Source organism: Cryomorphaceae bacterium (assembly GCA_007695365.1).
Classification (GTDB): domain Bacteria; phylum Bacteroidota; class Bacteroidia; order Flavobacteriales_D; family SKUL01; genus SKUL01.
In genome coordinates this window covers 1-12,749 of record REDV01000100.1, presented here as the reverse complement: position 1 = coordinate 12,749, position 12,749 = coordinate 1, and the positions used below count along the sequence as shown (strand labels likewise).

Annotated in this window: 11 protein-coding genes; 8 read left to right on the top strand and 3 right to left on the bottom strand. The window is 45.5% G+C overall.

Going from position 1 to position 12,749, the window contains the following annotated elements; translation table 11 throughout:
* Positions 1 to 92 precede the first annotated feature (92 nt).
* The 6 genes from EA392_10745 (at position 93) to EA392_10720 (ending at position 5,388) form a co-directional block, all read left to right on the top strand.
* On the top strand, positions 93 to 1,568 hold the full coding sequence (locus EA392_10745; GenBank protein TVR38212.1) for an SAM-dependent DNA methyltransferase: 1,476 nt from the start codon (positions 93 to 95) through the stop codon (positions 1,566 to 1,568).
* On the top strand, positions 1,568 to 2,704 hold the full coding sequence (locus EA392_10740; GenBank protein TVR38211.1) for a restriction endonuclease: 1,137 nt from the start codon (positions 1,568 to 1,570) through the stop codon (positions 2,702 to 2,704). Before EA392_10745 ends, EA392_10740 begins: the two co-directional genes overlap by 1 nt.
* 47 nt (positions 2,705 to 2,751) lie before the next feature.
* Positions 2,752 to 3,570, top strand: coding sequence for a GIY-YIG nuclease family protein (locus tag EA392_10735; GenBank protein TVR38210.1), 819 nt, complete (start codon positions 2,752 to 2,754; stop codon positions 3,568 to 3,570).
* 6 nt (positions 3,571 to 3,576) lie between these two features.
* Positions 3,577 to 4,122, top strand: a complete 546-nt coding sequence (locus tag EA392_10730; GenBank protein TVR38209.1) for a hypothetical protein — start codon at positions 3,577 to 3,579, stop codon at positions 4,120 to 4,122.
* Between the two features lies 1 nt (position 4,123).
* A complete protein-coding gene (locus EA392_10725; protein TVR38208.1) occupies positions 4,124 to 4,597 on the top strand; it encodes a hypothetical protein in 474 nt (157 codons plus the stop codon).
* A gap of 92 nt (positions 4,598 to 4,689) precedes the next feature.
* The gene (locus EA392_10720) at positions 4,690 to 5,388 is read left to right on the top strand and encodes a hypothetical protein (GenBank protein TVR38207.1); all 699 of its coding nucleotides are present in this window, start codon (positions 4,690 to 4,692) and stop codon (positions 5,386 to 5,388) included.
* 24 nt (positions 5,389 to 5,412) lie between these two features.
* Here the strand turns inward: EA392_10720 and EA392_10715 are convergent, their stop codons facing one another.
* Positions 5,413 to 5,964 carry an RloB domain-containing protein gene (locus tag EA392_10715; protein TVR38206.1) on the bottom strand — a complete coding sequence of 184 codons (552 nt, stop codon included), beginning with the start codon at positions 5,962 to 5,964 and terminating at the stop codon, positions 5,413 to 5,415.
* Positions 5,965 to 7,224 carry an ATP-binding protein gene (locus EA392_10710; protein ID TVR38205.1) on the bottom strand — a complete coding sequence of 420 codons (1,260 nt, stop codon included), beginning with the start codon at positions 7,222 to 7,224 and terminating at the stop codon, positions 5,965 to 5,967. It lies immediately after the preceding gene.
* A 416-nt stretch (positions 7,225 to 7,640) separates the two neighbouring features.
* On the opposite strand from EA392_10710, the gene EA392_10705 reads away from it, so the two are divergent.
* Entirely contained in the window at positions 7,641 to 11,081 is a 3,441-nt protein-coding gene (locus tag EA392_10705) for a DUF4145 domain-containing protein (protein TVR38204.1), read from the top strand.
* A 97-nt stretch (positions 11,082 to 11,178) separates the two neighbouring features.
* Positions 11,179 to 11,847: a hypothetical protein gene (locus EA392_10700; GenBank protein TVR38203.1), complete on the top strand. Its 669-nt coding sequence runs from the start codon at positions 11,179 to 11,181 to the stop codon at positions 11,845 to 11,847.
* A 189-nt stretch (positions 11,848 to 12,036) separates the two neighbouring features.
* On the opposite strand, the gene EA392_10695 is transcribed toward EA392_10700, so the two are convergent.
* The gene (locus EA392_10695) at positions 12,037 to 12,567 is read right to left on the bottom strand and encodes a hypothetical protein (protein TVR38202.1); all 531 of its coding nucleotides are present in this window, start codon (positions 12,565 to 12,567) and stop codon (positions 12,037 to 12,039) included.
* Positions 12,568 to 12,749 lie beyond the last annotated feature (182 nt).

Genomic DNA, 12,749 nt, shown 5'->3' with positions numbered 1-12,749 from the left:
GCTTCCAGAGCTTTGAATCCTGCGCCACATTTCCTCACCCAACTTTCATTGTACTATATTTACGCCGTAACAAAAAAGTTCAAAACATCCCCATGATCACAGGCCCCCTCAAATCGCAGGTAGATAAAATCTGGAATACCTTCTGGACGGGAGGCATCAGCAACCCGCTCACGGTCATTGAGCAGTTTACCTTTCTGCTCTTTATTCGGCGGCTCGACGAAGAACACACCGCCAAAGAAAAACAGGCCAGCTTTACCAAAGAGCCCATCCAACAACCCATTTTCGAAGAAAAGTTCTACCCCTTTCGGTGGAGCAAATTCAAAAACCTGGAGCCCGAAAGTATGTTCGAGCTTTTCACCAAACCCTCCATTGACGGAATGACGGTTTTTGACCACATGAAAACTGTGGGCGAAGAAGGCGGCGTGTTTGGCGAATACATGAAAGGAGCCACGTTTATGATCGGCTCTTCTCGCCTGCTCGACCAGGTGGTGCAACTGATGGACGGCATCGATATGCGCGACCGCGACACCAAGGGCGACCTTTATGAATACATGCTCAGCAAAATTGCCTCGGCGGGCGAAAACGGCCAGTTCCGAACCCCGCGCCACATTATTAAAATGATGGTAGAAATGATGGAACCCCAGCAGGACGACCTGATCTGCGACCCGGCTGCGGGCACCGCGGGCTTTTTGGTGGCCGCCGGAGAGTACTTTCACGAACACCACCCCGAGTGGTTTCACGACAAAACCTTTCGCGAGCATTACCACCACCACATGTTTACCGGCGTGGAGTTCGATGCCACGATGATCCGCATCGGGGCCATGAACCTGCAACTGCACGGCATCCGCAACCCCAACCTGGTACTGAAAGACGCCCTGAGCGAAAGCAACGCCAACATGCGCAAACAGTTTTCGCTTATCCTGGCCAACCCGCCCTTTACCGGCAGCCTCGATTACGACGCGGTAGAAAGCTCCATTCTGAAAACCGTAAAAACCAAAAAGACCGAACTCCTCTTTCTCGGCCTGATGCTGCGAATACTGAAAACCGGTGGACGCGCAGCGGTTATTGTACCCCAGGGCGTGCAATTTGGCTCATCCAATGCGCACAAGGCCATCCGGCAGGAACTGGTAGAAAACCAAAAGCTCGACGCCGTCATCTCCATGCCCAGCGGCGTGTTTAAACCCTACGCCGGGGTGAGCACGGCCATTCTCATTTTTACCAAAACCGAAAGCGGCGGCACCGACCACGTGTGGTTTTACGATATGCACGCCGACGGACTGAGCCTCGACGACAAGCGCCAGGAGGTAAAGGAAAACGACCTGCCCGACATTCTCACCCGCTGGAAAAACCTGAAAAACGAAGCCACCCGCAAACGCACCGAACAAAGCTTTATGGTGCCCTTTGACGAAATTAAAGCCAACGATTGGGACCTCAGCGTAAACCGGTACAAGGAAGTGGAGTATGAGGAGGTGGAGTATGAAAAGCCGGAGAAGATTATTGAGGAGATCAAAGAATTGGACAAAGCACGAGGAAAGGCACTCCGAGAACTCGAATCCCTATTGAAGTAATGAAGGTAAAAGACTTATACAAGATTTCGAAAGGAAAGAAGTCACCGGAATTTGATTTTGACTCCGGGCTGCGGTACATCCAAATCGAAGACTTACGATCTGACGACAACCTTAAGTTCACTGATCCGAAAGCAAAAACTGTTATTTGCAATAAAAGCGACATTCTCATTGCCTGGGACGGAGCTAATGCGGGTACAATAGGTTATGGTCTTGAAGGAGCAATTGGTAGCACAATAGCGAAGCTCTCCCCCCTCAATGGTAAAGTTGATTCAGAATACGCTGGCAGGTTCTTACAGTCAAAATTCAATTACTTACGAGACACGGCTACAGGCGCAACTATTCCTCACATTTCCAGAACAATTCTGGAAAATCTCCAAATCCCTCTCCCGCCACTCGCCACGCAAAAAAAGATAGCGGCCATTTTGGATGCGGCCGATGCCTACCGCCAAAAAACCAAAGCGCTTATCGACAAATACGATGAACTGGCGCAGAGCTTGTTTTTGGATATGTTTGGGGATCCGGTGAGGAATGAGAAGGGGTATCGAACTTCAACTATTGGTGAAGCTTGTGTTGTAAAGGGCGGGAAAAGGGTTCCGAAAGGGGAATCACTGCAAAAGAATATTACTATTCATCCATATGTCAAAGCTCAGAATATTAAAAATGGCAAAGTCACAACAGAGAACTTAGAGTATTTGACGAAGGAATTAGCAAAAAGCCTTTGGCGTTACACTGTTGAAAAAGGAAATGTAGTTATAACAGTTGTAGGCGTGGGAATCGGAGATGTAGGAATTGTTCCACAAGAATTAGATGGTGCGAATTTAACGGAAAACGCGAACAAGATTATAGCCAAAAATAGCTGTGAGTTAAACTCGATTTTTCTTGCTCATTATTTGATGAGCGCTCATGTTCAGCAACAAATTATAAAGAAAACTATGGCAGTTGGCGTGCCTAAGTTGGCATTATTTAGGATTCAGGAAATCGAAATTCTCCTTCCTCCAATAGAAGTACAGACAGAATTTGAGAATAGATTACATTTAATCAAGCAGCAAAAGGAGTTTGTCTTGAAAGAGTTAGAGTTATCACATACACTATTTAACAGCTTGCTGCAGCGGGCGTTTAAAGGGGAGTTGGAATGATCGTGCTAAAACCTTATTTTTGAGCACAATGATCAACAACCAAAATTATGCTCTCATCATCAGACCTACTTCACGCCTGCAATATTGTTATTAACCCAAACAAGCGCTACAAAATACATCTGGCCGTAAATTCCAAGAGCGGCTCTCCTATTCAACAGTTTTACAAAGGCTCTTTTAACGATTGGCAAAGTCACCAAACCCAAAAGAATTTTGAATGCGACTATGTCATTTCGCTGATTCGCATTGGGCGCGACCGATGGCTGTTCGTGGGCGTGTATGGAGTAAGCGGGCGCAAACGGCTTAAAGATTCCAAAATGTGGTACTACGACCTTAACCTTGTAGAGGGGCAAGAGCCTCTTATCGGCAGGGCTGTTTTGGCTTACAAAAGGACCGGGCGTGCCAGTTACATCTGGAAAAAAGAATTGGCCAATGAAATGGCGATGCTCGAATACCTGCCTCAACGCATGACCATTGAAAGCTATCCAGGCCATCACTGTGTCTGCATTTCCTACAGCGAGCTAAACCTGATTATCGACCAGAAGGAAAAGACCTGGTACGGCGCTTTGGCCAATATCAAAGGCATATACTGCATCACGGATATTACTAATGGCAAACAATATGTTGGGAAAGCAGATGGAGAAGACGGGATTTGGCAGCGATGGTCAACCTATGTGAATAATGGCCATGGTGATAATAAGGCATTGCGGCATTTACTCAAGGAAAAAGGACTGGATTACAAAGTGAACTTTCAATTCTCTCTGCTCGAAGTGGCAGATTTTAAAACACCGGACGCTGAGGTTGGTCAACGGGAATCGCATTGGAAGAACGTATTGCGCTCAAGAGATTTTGGGTATAACGAAAATTGAGGCAACATGATTGGCGCGTTTCCGGATAACATTGACAATCTTTTTGATGAGGCAAAGGAAAAGGCAGAATTGCTTCGGCGTGGCTTAAACAAAGGCGTTCGGCTAAAGGATCTTTTCCATATGTCCGGTAACAGGACCAATCGCAAGAAAGAATTCTTTGAAATGCTAGATGTTGAACCGAATGCAACGCTGTACAATGCAAAACGAAACAACGAGTTGAGTGGCCTCTATCTTTTCGGCACAAAACAAAATGGCCTCGTCGAACTCGAATACCTGGGTATTTCTAATACCATTGCCCGTAGATTGAAGCAACACGGTTGGGGCACGGGGCAAAATCAGTCTTCATTAGCATATCTGATGGCAAAGCTAGCACATGACCACAGAGGATTCCGAAAAGATATTTGCTCCGACGCCCTTGAAGAAGCGCGTATGGACATTCAGGAATTGTATGTTTCCGTCCTACCAGAAAAAGACGCTTATAAGTTGTATTTTTATGAAGTAGCTATTGCCGGGATATTAAGAACGAGGTGGAATAATTTTAAAACGCATTGATATGACTGATGAAGAAAAGAAGTATGACCGGATCGCTCAAATGATGGGCCGTGAAATCAGAAAAATTCTTAAGAATCAAAATTTGTTTGACAACAATATAACGGCTGATTTACGTATTGGACGTTATTTTGTGAGCTTTCATAGATCGCATGGCAAAAACGAAGAATTACTGAACATTCCGAATGAAGTGTTTGATATTTTCAAGAAGGCCATAAATGAAACTCATGAATTGTGGTTAGAAGGAAATGGTGTTGAACAAACCGGAGACCACACAGGAAATGAATATATTACATCAATCACAGTTGATGGTCTCCCTTATGAAATTACAGATACGACAGAAATAAGAAATAGGATTGCATTACATGAGAAATCCATAGAGAAAGCGGTGAAAAACGAAGACTACAAAGAAGCGCAGAAGTGCAAAGATTTAATCGACAAATTAGATACGAGACTATCAGAATTAAACAATGATTAGAAACTGTTTAACAGGTGGTTGAAGTTAAATATAACATCTATTTGCGTGAGCAGCTGTACAGCTGGTACCTATTTGCTCTTTCAGAAAGGCAAATGAAGCGAGTTGTGGAAACATACCATTTGGGGAAAACAAAGTTTACTCTTTCTGGAAAAACACAAAGTTTTGGGGAAATAAGAGAAATCAGGATATTCTCCATGAAACTTGAAATTGACCATGATACTTTTAAAAATAAGTGTGCGAGTAAAGGTCTTTTAATGAGCGGCCTATTTAATAAAAATTGCTTCAAACCCGAAGCCTTTCTATTATTGGGAGAAGAAGTTACAGATGATATCATTGGAGACAGCGGTTTTGGCGAGAAAGGAATGGCCCTCGAATTAATAGAGGAAAAATTGTCGACCGATTTTGTTGATCCAAAGCGTATCGCAGAGATTCAAGTGATACAGTGTGAAAAGTTTGATCTTTCGAGGTTACTTGTTCTCTGTGATGAGATTAACGTAGCCTACCGTAGTGAATGTGTTCTTTCTGTAGGCATGTTATTGCGAGCTATAATGGATTATGTTCCCCCAATTTTTGGATTTGCATCGTTCAATGAGTTGGCGCATAACTACAAAGATGGAGGCAGAAGTCACGGTAAATTGTTTAAAAACTTACAAAACTCCTTTCGCAATACTGCTGATGGATACCTCCATACTCAAGCCCGTAAAAAGGATTCAATTCCATTAATGAAGCAGGTGGATTACCAGTCTGAATTGGATATACTATTGTCGGAGGTCGTCAGAATATTGAAATGAGTTACTGGAAATTGTTTCCCTAAACTACTTCCTCAACTCCAACAACGCCTCTATTAACCGATAAACCGTCGAAGACGGATTTTGAAAAGGTTCAAGTGCTTTGGCGCGGGTTACTGCCTGGTCCATTTTAGTACTCAGCTTCTCCTCCAATTTGGTACTCAGGTCGCCTTTTTGATAACCTTTGTTTCGATTGCGCATTTCACGCGTGCAGAAATCGGGGTCGCACTCTCCTTGGTGATTTTTGAAGTGGAGCAAAAACCACAATTCAATACAGGGATTGGAGACCAACAGCGTGGCTCCTTTTATCTTTTTCAAACGCGCCAGTATCTTCGGCACATCGAGGTCGTACATCAGAAAATCGCGGTCTTTCTCGTGTTGGGGTTTATCCTGCTTGTAGTTTTTGATGTACCGCGCCGTAATTTTATTCCGGCTCACCCTGGAGTGAATTTGAATGGAAGGCAGCCGAAAATGTCTTTTCAAAAAATGCACGTAGGCTTCTTCCGTTTCGCCCTCACAGAAGACAAAAAAGGTGGGGTTCATCTTTTTCCCTTTCGGTGCTCTGCGCTTCCGGGCCATTTATTCGTCCATTAGGTGCTTCAAACTTTCGCTGGAGTAATCCACAATCGGCACCGAGTCAAAACGCCCCTGCAGATAGGCTTTCTCCACATCCATCGTATCCCTGAAATCGCTGTAGTCGTACAACGAGTACAAGTCCGAACTGCCGTTTTCCTTCTTGTTTACAAACCAGATCTGGTCTTTCCGGAATCGCTTCAGATCAAGAATATGCGTGTTGTGCGTGGTAAAGATCAACTGGGCCCTTTCGCTCCGGTGAAACAGTTCAATGATGTATTCGATGATCTTGGGGTGCAGGCTGTCCTCGATCTCGTCAATCAGCAACACCTTGTTGTTGCTCAATACATCAATGATACTCATCATCATGAAAAATAACTTTTGTGTACCAAGCGATTCTTCCGTGAAAAAATCAAATGGTACTTCCCGGTTGAACTTGTGATATGTTTTGATTTCGAGTTGCTCCATAAAGCCATCTTCAATATGTAATTCCTCTGTATCGAGGCTAACCCGCACTTTTTTTCCGGGCTGCTGAATTACTTTCACTTTAAAATCCACAATATCGCTATCGGCCAGTTGCAGGGCTTTCAGCAATTGTGTCTTGTGGGTCTTTTGAAGTGACTCTATGTTGCTGGCAGCAAAATAAGAGTGTCTCAGTATAAAATCGTTGTGAAAAAAGTTGAACAGTATTTTTGGAATTTCCCGATCCATCTGGCTGGCCCTGGAAATATAAAGCGTTTTCCGGGAGGTATTTTCCACTACATCAAAAGGCCGCTTGATTACCGACTTGGCAAAAGAATATTTGTCGCGCTTATCCCCTTTAATGCTTTCATCGCGCACAAACACCTTGGCTTTTTTCCCCTGCGGATAGTAGTACAGGCTTTCTTTTACAATTTCGGTATTGGTCAAGCTGAATGAATAGGCGTATTCTATCCCTTCGGCCACAAAGCGGATAAAGTAGTGGCTCGGGGCAGCCTTCTTTTTGCTGAATTTAAAGGGCATGAAATTGAAGTTGGTGTCTTCGTTGTGCTTGTGCGATTCGTACACCATGGCGTGGCAAAAGCGAATGGCCTTGATGATATTGCTTTTTCCGGAAGCATTGGCGCCGTATATCACAGCCGATTTTAAGATCTGATCGTCGTTGAAGTCGAAACAGAGATGGGAAAGATCTCTCGTTTTTTGCGTGTTGATGTTGGCGGCACGCATATCCAGAGTCACTTCTTCGTCGACGGAAAAGAAATTACTCAATTTGATTTCGAGGACCATTTGGAGGGCGTATTTGTAATTTCGTTACAAATATACGCCATAAATCGACATTTAATGTTATTTCGTCGTCATTATCGCATGGCAAACGCATATAAAACCGACTTAATTTGAACTAGACTTTAGGTTTGATAATAATTTCTTTGCGCTCGTTGCGTCTCTGTTGCGCACCTTGCGGTTAAGCCTTTTTACCGCAAGTCCCTTAGCAGGGACCGCAAACCCGCCTGCCGCGGGCAGGGAAGGCCTGCCTGCGGCATGGCAGGCGCAAAGTGCGCAAGGGAGCCACCTTCTCATTCCAAAATCACCTGTTGTTGTCATCTAGTCTAATCAGTTTAAATGCATTTGCCCTGATAATCCCATAACTACTTTGACTTACAACCAAAGATTTCACTATTTTGCCGACGCATTTCAGTAAAACAATGAGCAACTTCCAGTTCCTTCAAAAATCATGGCCCGAAATATATCGGGAAGCGACCGAAGCCGAGCAGCTCGCGCTGATCTCGCCCAAGGCCTGCGCCATTATTTGCAGGAGTGCGCTCGAAAAAACGGTACAATGGCTCTACGCCAACGACCCTGACCTGGAAGAACCTTACGATACCAAACTCGGGGCGCTGATGAATGAGCAGTGTTTCAAAGACATCCTGAAGCCGTCGATGTACCGCGAAATCAACCTCATTCGACTTTTTGGCAACAACGCGGCCCACGGCAAGCCCATTAAACCCGCCGAGGGCATGGTGGCGCTGAAAAACCTTTACCGCTTCACTAGCTTTCTGGCCATTTACTACGCCGAGACCGAACCGGATCTTAAGCCTTTTAATGAGGCGTTGATCCCAACCGGCCAAAAGCAGGAGTTGCAGACGCGTGAGCTTCAACGCATGGAGCAAAACCTTCGGGCCAGAAATGAAGCCATTCGTGCAGACCGTGAGGCATTGGAAAAACAAGCTCTGGAAGTGGAAGGAATGCGTCGCGAACTGGAAGCAGAAAAAGCGGCATTCAAAGAACGGCGAGAAGCCCGCGAGGCCACCCATGACCTCGAAAAAGAAATCCCACTGCTGGTATCTGAGCAACAAACCCGCAAGCTCTACATTGACCAGTCGCTAAAAGAAGTCGGTTGGGGTCAATTGCGCGAAGGCTACGAACTGGAATACGAAGTAAAAGGCATGCCCGCCAGCACCAACCGAACCGGTATTGGCTATGTGGATTATGTGCTCTGGGGCGACAACGGCAAACCCCTCGCCGTTATCGAAGCCAAAAGAACCATGGCTGATCCGCGCAAAGGTCGCCACCAGGCCAAACTCTACGCCGATTGCCTGGAAGCCTCACACGGTCAACGGCCCATTATTTTCTACACCAACGGATTTGAAACTTATTTGTGGGACGATCGCTTTTACCCGGAGCGACAAGTTTCGGGCTTCTTCACCAAAGACGAGTTGCAGCGTGCCATTGACCGCCGCGAAGACCGGCTGGACCTGCGGCAGTTTACTGTAAACGAAGAAATTTCAGGCCGCTACTACCAGCAAGAAGCCGTGCAGCGTGTGGCCGAATCGTTTGTCCGCGAAAATCCCTCGGGTGAACTTACCGGAGCTGCGCGCAAAGCACTGTTGGTCATGGCCACGGGTTCGGGAAAGACAAGAACGGCCATTTCCATTGTGGATATGCTCACCAAATGCCGTTGGGCCAAGCGCATTTTATTTCTGGCCGACCGAAACGCGCTGGTTTCGCAGGCCAAAAAACGCTTTGGTGAATTTTTACCCAACCTCTCCTCCATCGATCTCACGAAAGAGAAAGAAGATGACAGCACGCGCCTGGTGTTCAGCACCTACCCCACCATGATGAACAGGATTGACGGCATGCGTAACCATGATGAGCGTTTTTACAGTCCCGGTCATTTTGATGTAATTATTATTGACGAAGCCCACCGCTCGGTTTATCAGAAATACGGCGCCATCTTTTATTACTTTGATGCTCTGCTGGTGGGGCTCACAGCCACGCCCAAAACAGATATAGACCGCAATACCTATGGACTTTTCGACATTGAGGACAACAACCCAACCTTTGCCTATGAACTCGATCAGGCCGTAAATGACCAATATCTAGTGCCACCCAAAGGTATTGACGTACCGCTCAAATTTCCGCGAGAAGGCATTCGTTACAGCGATCTCAGCGAGCGCGAAAAAGGGGAGTATGAAGAAAAGTACGGCGATCCCACTTCCGGCGAAGTGCCCGATTTTATTGGTGGCGACGCACTGAACAACTGGCTGTTTAACAACGACACCGTGGATAAGGCGCTGCAATACCTGATGGAAAAAGGCCTGAAGGTAGAAGGCGGCGACAAACTCGGCAAGACCATCATTTTTGCCCGAAGCCACAAACACGCGGTGTTTATTGAAGAGCGCTTCAACAAAAATTTTCCTGAATACCGCGGAGACTTTTTGCGCGTCATCGACAATTACGAAAGCAAAGCACCCGATTTGCTGGAGCGGTTTTGCGACGAATACGAAGACAAAGATCCTCAGATTGCGGTTTCTGTGGATATGATGGATACAGGTGTGGATGCTCCGCGTGTGGTGAATCTGGTGTTTTTCAAAATGGTGCGTTCAGCTACCAAGTTCTGGCAGATGATTGGCCGCGGAACCCGGCTGGCTCCCGATCTGTTTGGACCGGGAAAACACAAGGAATACTTTATAATTTTTGACCTCTGCGGCAACCTCGAGTTCTTTGAGGAAAACCCGGAGGGCGCTCCAGGAAGCTCGATGGTGAGCCTTACGCAGCGCATCTTTGAGCTCAAGCTCGAGATCATGATGGCGATTCGGCGCGCGGAAGAAAAGTCTGAACCTGAAAACGAACTTGCGGCCATTTATGAAGATTGGTTGTACCAATGTGTCAAAAAACTGGATCGCAACCGCTTTGTGGTGCAAGCCAAGTTACGCTACGTAGTAGAATACTGCAACAAAACACGCTGGCAGAACCTCTCGATGGGCGATGTAATCGACATCAAAGAGCATCTTTCGCACCTTCCCTCACCCGAAAAAGGTGACCACGAACTTGCGCGCCGGTTCGACGTGTTAATGCTAACCCTTAACCTGGTGATGCTACGCAACAACGATGCTTCGCGGTATATAAACCAGCTGCAATTGATCGTGCGCGCATTGGGCAGGAAAATGAATATCCCGGCGGTGTCGGCGCAGCGCGAACTTATCAACAGCATTCAGGCCGAAAACTTCTGGCAAAATGTGCATGTAAAAAAACTTGAGGACGTTCGGGTGGCACTGCGCGAACTGATTAAGTTTCTGGATGTGGAAAAACAGAAGAACGTCTATACCAACCTAGAGGATGCCATTTTGGAAAACGAAGTGCGCGAGAGGCCTGTTCTTCCCACCATAAAGAATTCGAGACCCTACCGCGAGCGCGTGGAGGCGTACATCCGAAAAAACAGGCACCACCTCACTATTTCGAAGATACGGAGCAATACACCCATTACCGTGGCCGAGTTGCAGGAACTTGAGCGGCTGCTATTCGACGGCGAGGAGCGCGGCACCCGCGAAGATTACGTGAAGGAATATGGCGACCAACCCCTGGGCGTATTTATCCGCAGCATTGTGGGGCTCGACATTCAGGCCGCCAAAGCCGCATTTGCCGATTTCCTTCTAAAGGGAAACCTCACCGCCGACCAGATGACGTTTATCAACAACATCATTTCCTTTCTGGAGCAAAACGGCATCATTGAGGCCCGCATGCTTTTCGAGGAGCCTTTCACCCACGTCAACGACCAGGGCCTCCTCGGCGTATTTGACGAAGCCGACGCCCACAAGGTGATCAGCATACTGGATGGGATCAAGGAGAATGCGGGGGTGGGGTGATGGATACCGTCAGGATAATTGTTTTACGGAAATTATTAAGGCATTGTGGGACTATGTTTTAACGCGAACAAAAAGATATACATTGAATTCGGACTAAATGATAAACATGGATTTTTTTGAGTTTTTAATTGACTTTAGATCATGGGTGGGAAAGCGGATCCAATTCATGGATTACCAATTGAGTTTGATCAACGCTCTAAAGGAAGATGACCAAGAAATATTCGATTTACTTGGTAAATACACTCCTTCAACTGATGCTCAAAATGGTAATTGGCCCAACCTCAGAGGTCTACTCGGTGTGGGCAAAGGGACTTTCCGAGAAGAAGCCATAATGTCATTACAGTCTACTAATTACGTTGAGATGTTCTCGATTTTAGAATCAACCATGCAACATGTATTAGTTGCCGCTGAAATGGAAGCTAAAGGAGACTTAATAACTGACGAGTCGTTAATGGACCATTCCTTTTACCACACAGGATTATCGCAGTTATTAAAAAAATTAGACAACTATTCTGACAATCTGGTTTTAACCAAATTAGACTTTTCTCCTCCAAAGGAATTCAATAGTTCGTTGAAATTATACTACGATATTAGAAACTGTATCATGCATACCCATGGGCGCGTGACTAAAAATCGTCATTGCATTCAATGCAAACTCGGCTATTCACCCGGTCAAGTTCTCGATATCAAAGATTATGACCCACACTCTGTTAAACCGTTAATATTTGATTTGCTTGGTGGATGGACACGCACGGCCCATAATTAGTCATTTGTATTCTACCCAGATGAGCCACAAAAAGCCAAGGTGCAGGAGCTTCAACAAGAAGTGGACAGACTGGACAAGGGGATTGACGCCATGGTTTATGAGCTGTATGGGTTAACGGAGGAAGAGATTGGGATTGTGGAGGGGAGTTGATGGTTACCCATTGGGTATTTTCACAGTAACTTAACCTCCTTACTTCTCATTTTCAAATACCAGGGCCGACAGCGTATAATTCAAACCTTTCTTCTTTAAATCGTTATAAAATTTAACAGATTTCAATAACTCGCTCTGGTTTGAACAAGCTACATACCTCGTGGATTGTTCAATAATAGCCGCATTATAAATAAGTGAAGTTTCACTATTTATCGCATAGGACTCAACAGTAGATGAGTATAGCCGCCGCGATGAAACGGCAATTAAAAAATCAAGTTCTCCGAATTCGCTAAACAATCTGGGCGTTTTCCTAAACAAAATTGGATAATCACCTATAACGTATTCATCGATTGAAGATTGATGGATGTTGTATAATTTTCTCACATTGTTCTGACTTTTCATCATTTCATCGACATGGTGTTTGAATAGCCCTGAACGATGAACTTTTTTGAAAGCTTGATCACTTTTAATCAATTCTGGATCTATGTCTGGGGAAACTATTTCTGTATTTTTCCAGAGTCTCTCAAAAGCGGCATCCGTCTTAGGTATTCGCTGGATAACACGGTTCAAACAGTGCCACCTATTTCGGTTTGGTTAGTGCCAGCTGTTTCGGTTCAAATTGTGCCAGTTTAGGATATCAAGTATAAAAATAGGGTTATCTCCCCCGCTCCCACGAGAAATTGAATTCCACGCAGTCAATCCCTTCTCGTGGGCTATCGATCTATAAAAACAATTCCTATAAATTTATTGCC